The 15,011-nt window shown below is 65.2% G+C and carries 12 protein-coding genes and 1 tRNA gene; 10 read left to right on the top strand and 3 right to left on the bottom strand.

The window, feature by feature from the left end; genetic code table 11:
• Positions 1–69 precede the first annotated feature (69 nt).
• A complete protein-coding gene (locus ATE67_RS19110) occupies positions 70–2,385 on the bottom strand; it encodes an FtsK/SpoIIIE family DNA translocase (protein WP_058818233.1) in 2,316 nt (771 codons plus the stop codon).
• A 126-nt stretch (positions 2,386–2,511) separates the two neighbouring features.
• Between ATE67_RS19110 and ATE67_RS19105 the strand changes: the two genes are divergently transcribed.
• Both ATE67_RS19105 and ATE67_RS19100 read left to right on the top strand, forming a co-directional pair.
• Positions 2,512–3,741, top strand: a complete 1,230-nt coding sequence (locus ATE67_RS19105; protein ID WP_058818232.1) for an FAD-dependent monooxygenase — start codon at positions 2,512–2,514, stop codon at positions 3,739–3,741.
• A 96-nt stretch (positions 3,742–3,837) separates the two neighbouring features.
• Entirely contained in the window at positions 3,838–4,545 is a 708-nt protein-coding gene (locus tag ATE67_RS19100; protein WP_058818231.1) for a sigma factor, read from the top strand.
• 13 nt (positions 4,546–4,558) lie between these two features.
• On the opposite strand, the gene ATE67_RS19095 is transcribed toward ATE67_RS19100, so the two are convergent.
• Positions 4,559–5,209 carry an LON peptidase substrate-binding domain-containing protein gene (locus tag ATE67_RS19095; RefSeq protein ID WP_058818230.1) on the bottom strand — a complete coding sequence of 217 codons (651 nt, stop codon included), beginning with the start codon at positions 5,207–5,209 and terminating at the stop codon, positions 4,559–4,561.
• Positions 5,209–6,120, bottom strand: coding sequence for a tetratricopeptide repeat protein (locus tag ATE67_RS19090; RefSeq protein ID WP_058818229.1), 912 nt, complete (start codon positions 6,118–6,120; stop codon positions 5,209–5,211). The genes ATE67_RS19095 and ATE67_RS19090 overlap by 1 nt, the downstream gene beginning before the upstream one ends.
• A gap of 160 nt (positions 6,121–6,280) precedes the next feature.
• Between ATE67_RS19090 and ATE67_RS19085 the strand changes: the two genes are divergently transcribed.
• The 8 genes from ATE67_RS19085 to ATE67_RS19050 all read left to right on the top strand — a co-directional run bounded on the left by ATE67_RS19085 (position 6,281) and on the right by ATE67_RS19050 (position 14,605).
• Positions 6,281–6,355 (top strand) — tRNA-Gly (locus tag ATE67_RS19085).
• Positions 6,356–6,549: 194 nt separating this feature from the next.
• Positions 6,550–7,401: a hypothetical protein gene (locus tag ATE67_RS19080; protein WP_156417114.1), complete on the top strand. Its 852-nt coding sequence runs from the start codon at positions 6,550–6,552 to the stop codon at positions 7,399–7,401.
• A 178-nt stretch (positions 7,402–7,579) separates the two neighbouring features.
• Positions 7,580–7,753: a helix-turn-helix domain-containing protein gene (locus tag ATE67_RS19075; protein ID WP_058818227.1), complete on the top strand. Its 174-nt coding sequence runs from the start codon at positions 7,580–7,582 to the stop codon at positions 7,751–7,753.
• Positions 7,754–7,820: 67 nt separating this feature from the next.
• A complete protein-coding gene (locus ATE67_RS19070) occupies positions 7,821–8,369 on the top strand; it encodes a hypothetical protein (RefSeq protein ID WP_058818226.1) in 549 nt (182 codons plus the stop codon).
• Between the two features lie 207 nt (positions 8,370–8,576).
• Complete coding sequence (locus ATE67_RS19065; RefSeq protein WP_058818225.1) at positions 8,577–8,945, top strand: hypothetical protein; 369 nt, start codon at positions 8,577–8,579, stop codon at positions 8,943–8,945.
• The gene (locus ATE67_RS19060) at positions 8,942–10,834 is read left to right on the top strand and encodes a type IV secretion system DNA-binding domain-containing protein (protein ID WP_058818224.1); all 1,893 of its coding nucleotides are present in this window, start codon (positions 8,942–8,944) and stop codon (positions 10,832–10,834) included. The genes ATE67_RS19065 and ATE67_RS19060 overlap by 4 nt, the downstream gene beginning before the upstream one ends.
• Entirely contained in the window at positions 10,834–13,644 is a 2,811-nt protein-coding gene (gene mobF / locus ATE67_RS19055; RefSeq protein WP_058818223.1) for a MobF family relaxase, read from the top strand. Before ATE67_RS19060 ends, mobF begins: the two co-directional genes overlap by 1 nt.
• Positions 13,645–13,684: 40 nt before the next feature.
• Complete coding sequence (locus ATE67_RS19050; RefSeq protein WP_058818222.1) at positions 13,685–14,605, top strand: HEPN domain-containing protein; 921 nt, start codon at positions 13,685–13,687, stop codon at positions 14,603–14,605.
• The last annotated feature ends 406 nt before the right edge of the window (positions 14,606–15,011 follow it).

Here is a 15,011-nt window from a genome sequence, read left to right as displayed (position 1 = left end):
AGGCATTGAACCCGCGCTGAACCCGGCCGTTAGACGCTGTTCAAGTCGCGAACACGGTCAGGGGTTCCGTCACCGCTGCTGGCCATATTGGTCGGTCAACACGTCGCGGCGGCCGACATGGTTCGGCGGGCTGACGAGCCCTTCCTCTTCCATCCGCTCGATCAGGCGCGCGGCGCTGTTGTAGCCGATGCGCAGCTGGCGCTGGAGCCAGCTGGTCGACGCCTTCTGGCTTTCGACGACGATCTGGCAGGCCTTGGCGTACATGCGATCCTCGGCGCTGTCGCCGCCCGCGGGCGCGCCCTCCATCGCGAAGCCGCCGTCCTCGGGGTCTTCGGTCACGCTCTCGATATAATCGGGGCGGCCCTGACCCTTCCAGTGATCGGCGACCGCGCGGACCTCGTCGTCGGAGACGAACGGCCCGTGGATGCGGGTGATCTGCTTGCCGCCCGGCACGTACAACATGTCGCCCTTGCCCAGCAGCTGCTCGGCGCCGGCCTCGCCCAAAATGGTGCGGCTGTCGATCTTCGAGGTGACGTTGAAGCTGATGCGCGTCGGCAAATTCGCCTTGATAACGCCGGTGATGACGTCGACCGACGGGCGCTGCGTCGCAAGGATCAGGTGGATGCCCGCGGCACGCGCCTTTTGCGCGAGCCGCTGGATCAGGAACTCGACCTCCTTGCCCGCGGTCATCATCAGGTCGGCGAGTTCGTCGACCACGACGACGATCTGTGGCAGCGGGGCGTAATCGAGCGTCTCTTCCTCATAGACCGGCTGGCCGGTGTCGGGATCATATCCGGTCTGGACGCGGCGGCCCAAGGACTTGCCCTTGGCGAGCGCGCCGCGCACCTTGTCATTGTACGAGGAAAGGTTGCGCACCGACAGCGACGACATCATTCGGTAGCGGTCTTCCATCTGCTCGACCGCCCATTTGAGCGCCCGGATCGCTTTCTTGGGCTCGGTCACGACGGGCGCCAGCAGGTGAGGGATATCGTCATAGACGCTGAGTTCCAGCATCTTGGGATCGATCATGATCATCTTCACCTGGTCGGGACCGAGGCGATAGAGGAGCGACAGGATCATCGCATTGAGGCCGACCGACTTACCCGACCCGGTCGTACCCGCGATCAGCAGGTGCGGCATCGGGGCCAGGTCGGCGATCATCGCATCGCCGCTGATATTCTTGCCGAGGATGATCGGCAGCGCCCCGGTCTGGTCCTGGAACAGGGCGCTGCCGATGATCTCGTGCAGCACCACCGCCTCGCGGTGCGCATTGGGCAGTTCGATGCCGATCACGGTGCGGCCGGGGATCGGCGCGATGCGCGCCGACAGCGCCGACATGTTGCGCGCGATGTCGTCGGCCAGGTTCGAAACGCGGCTCGCCTTGGTGCCCGGCGCGGGTTCGAGCTCGTACATGGTGACGACGGGGCCGGGGCGCACCGCAGTGACGACGCCCTTGACCTGGAAATCCTCGAGCACCGATTCGAGCAGGCGCGCATTGCGTTCGAGCGCCGCCTTGTCGATCTGCCCCGCCGGACGGTCGGGTGCGGGGGCGAGCAGGTCGATCGAGGGCAGCTGGTAGTTGGTGAACAGCTCGCTCTGCGGCTTCGCCCGGGGCTTCGACGGCGCCGAGCGCTGGACCGGCTCGGCGATTTCGGGCGGCGCGCGGTCGCTCGGCTCGGCGCGCGGGCGCGGGCGGATGACGCGCTCCATCAAATTGGGACCTTTGGCGTCGGCTGGCGCGGTGCGCGCCGGTTCGACGACGCGGCTGCTGCTTTCGGCGGCGGGCAGTCTCAGCCGCGAGGCCCAGCCCTTTTCGAGGCGCAGCGCGCGGACAGCGAGCCACAGTCCGATCCCGATAAGCAACAGGATCGTTGCAAAGCGGATCAGCGCCGACGCCGGATCGCCCGCCAGTTCGAACAGCGGCGTGATCGATCCGCCGACGACCAGCGCGATGATCCCGCCCCAGCCCGCGGGCATCGTCGCGCCGCTGGCCGGCGCCCAAAGTTCGGCGCCCAGCCCGACGAACAGGATGCCGGCAAAGGAATAGCCAAGCTGGCGCACCCAATAGGGTTGCGGCTCGCGCGTCCACAGCCGCCACGCGAAAATGCCGAGCAGCGGCAGGAGCAGCGCGATCGGCGCCCCGCCGATCGACAGGCCCAGGTCGGCGAACCACGCCCCGGCGCTGCCCATCCAATTGGCGGCATTGCCGTTCGCGGCGGTGTTGAGCGCCGCGTCGGTGCTGTCATAGGTCAGCAGCGCGAACGTCAGAAACAGCGTGAACGCCGCGAGCACGACCGCCGCCGCGATCACGAGCGACCGGGCGATGCTCTGGCGGAAAACGGTGCGCCAATCGGCCTTTGCGGTGATGGCCTTGCGGCTTGCCATAGGTCTTCTGGGGTCCCTCGTGATTAACCACGGCGATATGCGCATGCGCCGGACTCGCCGTCAAGCGCGGCCCCGCGCGTTGCGCACAGCCTTTCCAACCGGCGCGCCGCGCGCTAGGGCGACAGCATGAGCGAAACGTTGCGCAGCGATGTCCTGATTTCGGGCGGCGGCCTCGTCGGCCAGGCGCTCGCGCTGGCGCTCGCGCATCACGGTCTGTCGTCGCAGATCGTCGATCCCGCCGATCCGGTCGCGACGATCGCGCCGGACTTCGACGGCCGCGCTTCGGCGATCGCCAGCGCGACGTGGCAGATGTTCGAGGTGCTGGGCCTCGCCGACCGCCTCGCCGGGCACGGCTGCCCGATCCATGCGATCAAGGTCAGCGACGGGGGAAAGGCGGGCGAACTCGACTTCGTGACGTCGCCCGAGGATCGCGCGCTCGGAACGATGATCGAAAATCGCCAGCTTCGCCTTGCGCTCGCGGCGGCGCTGGGCGAGGCGCCGCTCGTGCGGCTGTTCATGCCGTCGCAGGTCGCGGACCGCGACATCGGGCCGCATGGCGTCACGCTGACGCTCGGCGACGGCACGAAACTCGCGGCGCCCTTGCTGATCGTGGCCGAGGGGCGGCGCTCGCCGACGCGCGAGGCGGCGGGCTTCAGCATCGCCAACTGGTCGTACCATCATCATGCGATGATCGGCGCGGTCGCGCATTCGAAGCCGCACGGCGGCGTCGCGCACGAAATCTTCTTCCCATCGGGCCCCTTCGCGCTGCTGCCGCTTGTCGACGATGACCAGGGCCGTCACCGCTCGGCATTCGTCTGGACGGTGTCGGAGAAGGATGGGCCGGGCTTTGCAAAGCTTGGCGACCGCGGCTTCACCGCCGAACTCGAAAAGCGCGCTGGCGACCTGCTCGGATCGATGGACCTCGTCGCGCCGCGGATGACCTATCCGCTCGGCTTCCACCACAGCGCGACGATCGTCGCCGACCGCATCGTCCTCGTCGGCGACGCGGCGCACGGCATTCATCCGATCGCGGGGCAGGGGCTCAATCTCGGCCTGCGCGATGTCGCGGCGCTTACCGAAGTCCTCGTCGAGGGCGCGCGTCTCGGGCTCGACCTCGGCGATGCGGCATTGCTCGCGCGCTACCAGCGCTGGCGCGGGCTCGACAGCCTGATGGTCAGCCTCGCGACCGACGGGCTCACGCGCCTGTTCGGCATCCCGGGGCGCACCGCCTCGGCCGTGCGCCGCGCGGGGCTTGGCGCGGTGCAGCACATGCCGATGCTCAAGCGCTTCTTCATGGACGAGGCGCGCGGCGAGGCGGGCGACCTGCCCCGCCTGCTCGCGGGCGCCGAAATCTAGGTATTTTCCCTTAGGCCGCGGACATCGCGCCGCTAACCAACGCCGACCTATCGCTTGGCGTGCGGGCGCTGTGGCTCGCCGTGATGGGGAACGATCATGTCAGCCAAAACCGATGCTCTCGAAGCCGCCGTACTGGAATTGATCGAGGCGCGCACCGCGCTCGAAAATGCGCCGGGCGCGCGGGCGCGCGCGAAGGTCGATCGCACCTTTGCGCGTCTCGCGTCGCTCGCCGCGCCGCGCATCCGCTATTTCACCCGCGCCTATGGCCTGACCGACGTCGCCGAGGACGCCGAGCAGGTCTGCTGGGTCGCGCTCTACCGCGCCGCCGAGCGCTACGATCCGGCGCGGGCGCGCTTCACCACCTATGTGAACTGGCAGCTGCGCGCCGAGCTCCAGGCGCTCCGCCTCCGCCTGCACGGCGACCAGCGGTGTGCCGGACGTCGGCAGGTACAGGCGATCCTGTCCTACGAAGCCCTCGCCGACGAGGGCGTCGATGAATGGCTCACCGATCCGGCGGCCGAGGAAGCGACCGAGCAGGCGGCGTCGGACGAACTCGCCAGCCTCGTCGCCGATCGGCTTGTCGCCGACTGGTCGTCGCGCCGGCAGGCGGTCCTGCTGCGGACGCCGCGCGGCTCCGCGGCGCCCGATCGCGTGGCGGCGAAAGTTCGCGGCGAAGGCGCGCTGATCCGCCGCCAGCTATTGCACACCGAAGCGTTGATCGAGCGGCTCGGCGAGGCCGACCGGCACATCGTCCGCCGCGCCTTCGCCGATATGGCGCGCATCGCCGGCGCCAAGCCGCACTGACGATTGCCAATTCCTATTGCAGCGTCGCGCGCCCGTCGTCGCCGTCAAAGCGGCCGAAGAATTGCATCATCTGGACGACCAGCTCGGCGCGGGCGTCGATCGGCGTCGCCTCGAGCAGCGCCTGCTTCGCCGCGGCATCGAAGGGCGCGACCTGCGCGATGCCATTGACCAGCGTCGCATCGTCGAGCTGGCCGACCGAATCCCAGTCGACGACATAGCCCTGGCGCGCCGCAAAGCGCTTCGCTTCGCGCTCGAGGCTGGCGCGCTCGATGCTCGACAGCACCGCGTCGTCTTCGGCCTCGATCTCGATTTCGGCCTCCACCTGCCGGAAGGGCGTCGTGACGTCGAGTTCGCGGCGGACGCGAAAGCGCGCGACGCCCTCGAGGACAAGGTTGAAGCGCCCTTCGTCGAGCGCCTCGACATCGACGATCCGGCCGACGCAGCCGATGTCATAGAGCGCGGGCGGCTCTACAAATTCTTCGCCGGGAAGCTGGCGCGGCTGGATCATCCCGATCTGCCGGTCGCGTGCGAGCACCTCCTGAACCATCGCCTTGTAGCGCGGCTCGAAGATATGCAGCGGCAGGTGCAGCCCCGGAAACAGCACCGCACCGGGCAGCGGAAAGATCGCGATCCGCTGAATCGTCAGGGGCGCGGCTTCGCCCATCAGCCGAACAGGATCAGCGACAGGCGGCGACGCTGCGCCGCGACCCACGGGTCCTCAAGCCCGACGGCTTCGAACAGCGACAACAGCTTGGCGCGCGCCGCGCCGTCGTTCCATTCGCGGTCGGCCGCGACGATGTGGAGCAGATTGTCCGCCGCGGCATCGCGCTGCCCTGCGCCGATCTGCGCCGCGGCAAGATCGAAGCGCGCCTGATGATCGTCGGGGTTCGCGGCAACGGCGGCTTCGAAGCCCGCAAGCTCGCTGAGGTCGGGCGCATCGGCGGCCAGCGCGAGCGCGCTCTTCGCCTGCGCGATCGCGGCGTCATCCGCGATATCCGCGGGCACCGCGTCGAGTGCGGCCTGCGCTGCATCGACATCGCCCGCGAGCAACAGCGCCCGGATCAGCCCGCTCTGCGCCGCGGCGCTGCCGGGCGCCATCTCGATGATCTGGCTGAAGATACCGGCCGCACGCGCAGCGTCGCCCTCGGCCAGCACGCCTTCGCCCATTTCGATCAGCGGCGCGATCTCGGCCGCCAGATCGCGCGCCTCGCTCTCGACCGGCAGCTGCGCGAGCAGCTGGTCGAGAATCGCCTTCAACTGGCTTTCGCTGCGGGCATTGGTCAGGTTGGCGACCGGCTGGCCCTGGAAAATCGCATAGACGGTCGGGATCGATTGCACCTGGAATTGCGACGCGATGAACTGGTTCGTGTCGACGTCGACCTTCGCGAGCACGACGCCCTTGTCGGCATAATCGTCGGCAACCTTTTCCAGCACCGGCGAGAGCTGCTTGCACGGCCCGCACCATTCGGCCCAGAAATCGAGAATCACCAATTTCGTCATCGACGGCTCGACGACGTCGCGGCGGAACGCTTCGACGGCTTCTTTCTCTTGCGGGTTCAGACCGAGCGTGGCCACGGGATTCAAGCTCCTTGATAGGGATATATCTGCTTATGTGGGATTTGTCGGCGATATGCCAACCCTTCGCAGAAAATCGCAAACAGGGCTTGCCGACTCCAGAAGCCGGTGCTAATCGCCCGCCTCACCCGCTGGGAGCCACCCGTTTCCAGCCGCCAGAGCGGGCGTAGCTCAGGGGTAGAGCACAACCTTGCCAAGGTTGGGGTCGAGGGTTCGAATCCCTTCGCCCGCTCCAGTTTTTGCTATAAATTCAGCTATTTAGGCCGCGCCGCGTCTTGCGCGGTTTGATGCATTTTTCGCCCGGCTACCACCGGGCTACCACGGCTGCGAGACCTCCATCGCTGTCTGGCGTTATATTTTGATTACGAGCAAGTGTTTGTAATTGGCTCTCCTTCACGGCAGTATTATCTCTTGCCCGAGGAGAGCCCGGTGGAGGACCGAAAGGAAGTTTTGCCGCTCCGCAGGGTTGCAGCCCGCTTCATCAACACCGATGAGCGGACTGGCCTCGCTGAGCTTGACCGCATCACGGCAGATGCCTCGCGCGCCATCCAGAAACGATACTGGATCTGGTCCACCTCATTTGCGGCCACCGCTTTCGCCACTACCGTTACACTTCTTCCTGGAATCGCCCTCACTTTCGATGAGGCGCCCGGCGCCGATGCAGTCAGGCTGATTGGATTGGGCTGTTCTGGATTGATGATCGCGGTTGGCGCATCCTGGCGCGTGTTTCAGTACGGCGGGATGCAGGCATCTACACCGCAGAATCCTGTCTATGCGGACCCGGGAGACTCTGCTGTCCGCAATCTGGAACGACTGTTCGCCATCCTTCAACTCGAAACGTCGCCGCGCGCCTTTTACCTCACCCGAAACGGCGCACGCCGCTACGTTGACCATCGCTATTTCTTCGGAAAGCTTCGCGCCGCCCATGTGGCCAAGGGCAGCACGATCCGCAACGCGCTCTTCGGCCCTGCGGGTCTCTGGTTCGACCGCGAATTGTTCCTTGAAGCGGACGCCGACAACCTGATCGCTGACGCCAAGGCCAAACCGAGTCGCAAGGGAGCGCCGAAGCAGTACGATCACACCAATGCGATCATCGCGCTGATTGATCACCCTAAGGTGCGGGCGCTCGACATATCGACGAAGCGCGGCAATCAGAGGGAAATCATCGGGCTTCTCGAAGATTGGTATCGCAGCAGGCGCTTAAAGGTGCCCAGTGAGACGCAGCTGGCGCCTTACGCAAACCAAATTCTGGAGACGATCGCGAAAAATCGTTCGTCTTAATCCAACCCTGAGTTACCGAGGAATAACGCATTTGCGTGGTTTCTGATCGAAGCCAATTACTGGGGAACAGCCACGAACGGCAGATTTCCGATGCATCCATAAGCTGTTGGAATTGTCGGCGCTTAGCTGCAAATGAGCCTGTCGCCCGCCGCATCGCGGCACTCCAACGGAGGCGACAATGGATGAACTCGCATACTCGATTAACCGCACGGCCAAGGCACTCGGCGTCGGCCGCAGCACTATCTACAAGCTAATCAAGACCGGTCAGGTCGATGCCCTCAAGATCGGAACGCGGACGCTGATCACCACCGCGTCGATCAGACGGCTGACCCAGAATCAGGCTCAGGCCTGATCCCACGGAGGGCGACACGTCGCGCACCATCCCACCGACACATTCCATTTTGTTGAAAGGATGCCGCATGTCCATTCTGCGCAAGGCCGTTGACCGGCTCACCAATTTCTTCCGCTTTGACCATAAAGTCACGCTGCGTTTCGCCGTCGACCGATACAACGCACACTATGTCATTCCGCTCATAGAGAAGCTGATCGCTGATGGTGAAGACGGAGACACCTACCGCTCCGCGCTAGCTCCGTGGAACCGGGCGGAGCGCCCGCCTCTCGCTCTCTATGACGGCGAAACCAGCTTCTGCCGGATCGATGGTCCCTACCAGTGGGCAGGCAACCATGTTTTCCCGCTGGGTGGTCTCGTTCTCAGCTCCGGCGTCACAGCCCACCTCGATCCTTATCAGGCCAGCGATCTTCATTTTCAAATGCGGGCGGCGATCGAGCGGGCCATTCAAGCGTGGGTTGCCGATAACGGTCTGCGCGAATGTCCGATGACGCCAGTAGCGTTTGATCGCGAGGCTGCCGATCGCAAGGCCAAGACGATGATCGCGGCAAGGGGCGACATCTCCGATCAGGATCGCATGATCGCGGCTCCCCACAAGGAGGGCTCGGATCATGTCTGAGACGACTGCTTTGGCGGCAAGGTTGCAGGGCCGCGATGCTACGCATCGGACCCGTAATTTGGATACACACCTCACGCACGGGTGCATCCAGCTTTTCCGCCACTTTTCGAGAGTGCGATTAGAGTGCGCTTCGCCGTTGCTTCGCCCAAGCGACGCCTTTCCGCCAAAATTCGAGGGTGCGATCCGCACCCTCAGGGAGGCGGTGGGATGAAGACCGTCCAACATTCCGTCCGCCTGCCCGCGGCGCTCGACACGGCGCTTCGCGCGCTCGCTGAGCGGCAGGGCAAGACGGTTTACGCGATGCTCCGCCGCTGCGTGAAGACAGGGATCGACGGGCAGGTAAATCCCACGGTCAGCAGTTCAGACGATCGCGAACTTATCGCCGAGGTAGCGTCGATCAGCACGCGCCTCGCCGATGTCGAACGCCTGCTCGACCGCACCTTGCACACGGCCTGCGCTGCCTATTGCTATGCGCGCAGCGCGGCAATGGGCGGCGGCAAGAGTGACGAAGTCATAACCGCCGAGACGAAACGGGCCTATCACCGGCAACGGGCGACAGCGGAGGAACGGCCATGAGCGAGCCTCATGATCTCCGGCTTCATGCCGAGACGCTGCGGCGTCATCTTCGCTACAGCCAGACGCGGCGGTTCAAACGGCATGTTGCCGTCATGCTGTCATCGATCGCGCTCGGCGGTTTGGCGGCACCCTATCTGATGCTCGACCCGAGCATCCTTCGGGACACCGGCACCCATTATCACGCGAAGATGCTGTCATGGTTTGCAGGCGACGGCGGCGATCCCGGGATTGTGGTCCGGTATGAAGGGACGGACTATCTGACCCCCGCCCGCACAGTCGCGACCGATCCTTATTGGGTTACCCGGGCGAGCATTGCCAAGTCGTTTGTCATGCGCGGCGCCGTGCTGGGGTTTGTCGCGTGGCTGTCGGGCATGTTCCTGCTCCGCGATGCCTCCGCGCGCAGGCGTGAACGCGCGCTCCGCGACCGCGTGATTGACGGCACCAAGGTGACGAGCGAGAAGGAACTTGTGAAGCTGGCGCGAGCCGAAGCCGGTTCGCATCCGCTGGCGATCGGTCCCGTCCCCTTTCCCCGCCGCCTCGAAACCCGCCACATGGCAATGGTCGGCACGACGGGCAGCGGCAAGACGACGGTGCTGCGCCAGCTGCTCGACGGGATCGCGGCGCGCGGCGAGGCGGCCCTAGTCTATGACACCAGCGGCGAATTCATCGCCCATTACTTCCGGCCCGAGTGCGGCGACATCATCATCAATCCGTTCGATGCCCGCTCTGTCTATTGGTCCCCCTTCGCCGAGATCGCGCATCCGGCCGACGCCGATCGCATCGCGCAGCAACTCGTTACCGAAACCGGGAAGCAGGACGACGACGTCTGGCTGGAAACCAGCCGCATCCTCGTCGCCAACATGATCCGGGAACTTTGGAAAGAGAAGAAATGCACGCTGCCCGACCTGCTCGAAGCGCTGCAGAAGATGAACAAGGACAAGCTGAAGACCTGGCTCAAGGACACGTCGTCGGCGCGGACATTCTCCGACGACGCTGACCGCGCTACCGGCAGCGTGCTGTTCATGCTCGCGAAGGCCGCGAACCTGATCCAGTTCCTTCGGATGCCCGAAGAAGGCGAGAAGGCCTTTTCGTTCCGCGACTTCATCGCCGGGCTTGACGAGACGAAGGGGTCCAAGCCCTGGATCTTCGTACCGCGAAAGGAAGAGCAGTTTGCGGCAATCAAGCCTTTGCTCGCCTGCTGGCTCGAATGCGCCGCGAGCGCCATGCTCAGCCTCGCTCCGTCATCCGACCGGCGCGTCTGGTTCCTGCTCGACGAGCTTGCCGACCTGCCCCGCGTCGACAATCTCACCCGCCTTCTGCCCGAGGGCCGCAAGTTCGGGGCGGCGGTCGTGCTGACCTTTCAGGGCGTGGGCCAGATGCGGCATCGCTACGGCGACGATCTCGCCGAATCCATGCTCGGCTGCTGCAACACCAAGCTGTTCCTCCAGATGGGCGACGGCGAGTCCCGCCGCTGGGCGAGCGACACGATCGGCACCTGCGAGGTCGAGATCCAGACCATGACCGGCGCGCTAGGCGATGGCGACGACAAGCCGCGGATGACGCTCGGCCGCCAGCGCAAAACCCGGCCCGCCGTGTTCGAAAGCGAACTCCGCCTAGCGCGCTATGAGGGCTATTTGCTGTTCCCGGACGGGCTCCCAGTCGCGCGCATCGTGCTCACCGCCGACCATATCGAGAAACGCGGCGAGCCGCGCCAGCCTGCCTTCGTCGCGGCAAACCCGGATACGACCCTCTGGCACCGATCGATTGAAGCGCCTGCGCCGGAGAAGCCCGAGGATGCTGCCACCGATGCCCGTCCGGCGGCTGAAAAGCCGAAACCAAGGAAGAAGCCGCCGGCACCCCCGCCCGCGGGCGATGGTGGACCGATCTGATGGTCGCGTCGGTATCGGCGCTGACCAGTTCGGTGCAGGCGAGCAGCTATTATGAGGCCGATGATTATTATGCCGAGGGCGGGCTGTCGCCGTCCGAATGGCACGGCAAGGGCGCCGAGGAACTTGGGCTGTCGGGCGATGTCGATCGCGACCGATTTCGGGAACTGCTCGACGGTAAGGTCGCGGGGCAGCAGCTCGGCACGGTTCGTGACGGCCAGCTCGAACATCGCCCCGGCTGGGATGTGACGCTGAGTGCGCCAAAGTCGGTGTCGATCATGGCCGAGGTTGCCGGCGACCGGCGGTTGATCGAGGCACATGGGCAGGCGGTGAAGACCGCGCTCGCGCATGTCGAGGCGCATATGGCCGCGACCCGCGTCCGGCACGGCGGCAACGTGACGCGTGAGGCCACCGGCAATCTCGTCGTCGCCAGCTTTCAGCATGGGACGAGCCGCGCGCAGGACCCGCAGCTTCATACCCATAATGTCATCATGAACGCGACGCAGGGTGAGGATGGATCGTGGCGGAGCTTGGAACCGCGCGCCATCTATCAGCTCCAGAAGCAGATCGGCGCCATCTACCGGCAGGAACTGGCCTTGAAGGTCCGCGAACTCGGCTACGAGATTGCACCGAGCAAGGAGTCGATGTTCGAGATCAAGGGGGTCTCGGCCGACGTCATGGCGGCATTCAGTACGCGAAGCGCGGCGATCGAAGCAGCGCTCGGCGAACGGGGAACGACGCGGGAGGACGCCAGCGCCGCCGAAAAACAAGTCGCCGCGCTCGACACGCGGCAGGCGAAGGTTGCAGCCGACCATGGCGCGCTTGTCGCCGACTGGCGCGAGACTTCCGACCGGGCGGGATTCGATGCCGAGGCCCGGCTCGCGTTGGTGCGCGCGGCCGAGGCTAGGGCCGCGAGCGGCGTTCATCTTCCCGATCCATCGATCGCCGATCGCGCCGTCGCCCATGCCGCCGACAAGCTTGGCGAGCGGCAGTCGGTGTTTGCGGTCGCGGCGCTCCACGAAGAAGCAGGGCGGGTTGGACTTGGGAAGGTCGGCTATGCCGAGATTGGCGAAGCGATAGGGCGGGCTGCGCAGGAGCGCGAGTTGGTCGACCGTACCTTCGTCGATCGGCGCGGTGCGACGTTTGCCGGGTTCACAACTCGCCAGAATATCGCGGCCGAGAAGACGCTGCTTCGGATCGAGACCCACGGACGCAGTGCGCTAGCGCCGATCGCCTCGCCGCTTGCCGCCGCCAAGGCGGTTGCGGCAGCGGCGGCGCAATCGGAGCGGTCCGGCTTTGGCTGGAACCATGACCAGAAGGCCGCGACCGAGCAGCTCCTTACCAGCCGCAATCGCATCACCGCAGTACAGGGCTATGCCGGGACCGCGAAGACCACGACGGTACTCGCCACCTTCGCGCGCGAGGCCGAAGCGCGGGGTGTGTCGGTGGTCGCGCTGGCGCCGACCGCATCGGCGGCTATGACACTCGGCGAAGCGCTTGGCGCCCGCGGCGATACGGTGGCGCGCCATTTGCTCGTGCCGGAAGATTCGGCGCACGGTCAGCCCGTCGCATGGATTGTCGATGAAGCTTCGCTGTTGTCCGCGCGCGATACCGCGCGGCTGTTCGGCCTTGCCGAGCAGCATAATGCCCGCGTCATCCTGGTGGGTGATGTGAAGCAGCTCGGATCGGTCGAGGCCGGCGCGGCATTTGCGCAGCTCCAGACCGCCGGTATGGAAACCGCCACGCTCGGCGAGATAGTTCGGCAGAGCAATGCGGCCACCAAGGAGGCGGTGCTTGCGTCGATCGAGGGCGATGCGAAGAAGGCGCTCGCCGCGCTCGATCGCGGCGGCGGCCAGATCGTCGAACATGCCGATCGCACTGATCGCTTCGCCGCCATCGCTGAGCGTTATGCCGAGCTCGACAAGGCTGAGCGGGCGCGAACGCTTGTCATCGAGCCTTCACGCGAAGGGCGCGATGCGCTGACAGCCGACATAAGGGGAGCGCTCGTCAGGACAGGCGCGCTTTCCGGTCCCGCCGTCGCCGTGGACAGTCTCGTCAACAAGGGGCTCACCTGCGCCGAGGCGCGCGATCCGCTGAGCTATGACCGGGGCGATGTCGTGCGCTTCATGCGCGACTATGCCGACAAGGGCGTCGCGCGGGGCGAAGCCTATCGTGTCGAAGCCGTCGATCGGGCGAAAGCCGCCATTGCGCTCAGGTCCGAGGATGGGCGCGAGGTCGACTGGCGGCTTCGCCAATGGGGTGCCGGCAAGGCGCAGGTGTTCGCGCCTCAGAATATGGACCTCAGGACTGGGGACAGCATCCGCTTTACCCGTAACGATCGCGAGGCTGGGCGGATCAATGGCGCGCGCGGCGAAATTGCCGCAATTGACGAGCAGGCGCGGACGGCGACGGTGCTTGGCGCGCGCGGACAGGTGCAGACGCTCGACCTCGATGCCGCGCGCGACCGGCATATCGCCCACGCTTATGTCGATACCGCTTTTGCCGCGCAGGGACGCACCGCCGATTATGTCATAATCCACGCCGACAGCAAGGCGACCAATCTGGTCGACCAGAAAAGCTTCTATGTCGGCATCTCGCGCGCAAAGGAGTCGGCGACGATCGTCACCGATGATCGTGCGAAACTGACCTCGGCGATCAACGAGCGCGCCGGCGTCGTCCAGACCGCGCTCTCACAGGCACCTGTCGCGCAAGCTGCCATGGCACAGGCAGCCATCGCGGCTCCCGCAGCCGACAAGGGGATCAGCGCTGCGGTCTCGCAAGCGGCGGCCTCGTTGCCCGGCATGGGGCTTTAGCTCTTGCCAAAGCGCTCGATCTTCCCGAAGATTCCGCTACATGCGTACCGATCTCACCCATCTTCCCGCCGCCAAGCAGCGCGAGCTTGAACGGATCGTCGAGACGATCTTCGAGGAGTTTCGGGGCGCGACCGAGAATGCGACCGGGCCGCGCAAGGGTGCCCGCATCCTCAAGATCATCCTGTTCGGTAGCCACGCGCGAGGCGACTGGGTCGATGCGCCGCTGTCGGCGAACCAGTATAAATCCGACTATGACATCCTCGTCATCGTCAGCCAGAAGGAGATGACCGACCGCGCCGCTTATTGGGCGACCGCCGAGGAACGGCTTATTCGTGCCTACACGATCGAAAAGACGCTCCACACGCCGGTCAACTTCATCGTCCACAGCCTGCATGAGGTGAATGACGGACTCTCGCATGGCCGCGTTTTCTTTATGGAGGTCGCGAAGGATGGGATCGCGCTTTACGAAGCTGACGATAGCGAGTTGGCCAACCCGAAGCCGAAAACGCCAAGCCAAGCGTGGGCCGCCGCAAAGGATTATTTCGACGAGTACATGCCGGCGGCTCACTATTCTCTCGAGCGCGCTCGAAAGAGCGTTGGTGACAATCAGCTTAAATACGCTGCCTTTGACCTCCATCAAGCGACGGAACGACTGTACCAGGGCCTTTTGCTCACTCTGACGTTGTACACGCCCTACAACCATAACATCGCCTTCCTGCGTTCGCTCGCAGAGGGACTTGATCGACGGCTTTACGGCATCTGGCCGGAGGGGACCCATCGCGAGAGGTCGATGTTCCAGAAGTTGAAAGAAGCGTACACGAAGGCAAGATACTCAAAGCACTATCGGATCAGCGAAGAGGAACTCGCGTGGCTCGGCGAGCGCGTGGAGGAGCTCGGTCGCGTGGTCCATCAGGCCTGCTCGGACAAGATCGCAGAGCTTGAGGCGACGGCGCGCCTATAGGCGCTGGGCAGGACCTGCTTGCCGGGGCTCCCAGATTCTGGCATAATCCGTCTCACGGAATGGAGCGACTGGCGGCCATTTCGGGGATTATCCTGCCAGGCATCATGTAGGTCCGGCCGCGTGTCGGACAGTTGCTGATCGCCGCTCCGCGGCACTACAGCGAACACCGCTTGCCCATCCGCGCCCAATCGCGCGGACCGCCGCGGTGCGAGCTGCAAATGACACCCCCAACAATCGACGTCTATGCGCGCGAAATCGTGATGGCGCGCGTAGGCCATCTAATCCGGCGCAAGCAGGGCGAAATCGAGGTAAGCGGGGTCTGACGGCCGCCTTGCATGCCGGGCATTCGCCGGGATGATTGCCGCTCTTTGAGCGGGGTGGCGGGTGTCGGACGAGATCGGGGATA

Source organism: Sphingopyxis sp. H050, assembly GCF_001468265.1.
Classification (GTDB): domain Bacteria; phylum Pseudomonadota; class Alphaproteobacteria; order Sphingomonadales; family Sphingomonadaceae; genus Sphingopyxis.
The sequence above is the reverse complement of the archived record's forward strand: the minus strand, read 5'-3'. Positions and strand labels throughout refer to the sequence as shown.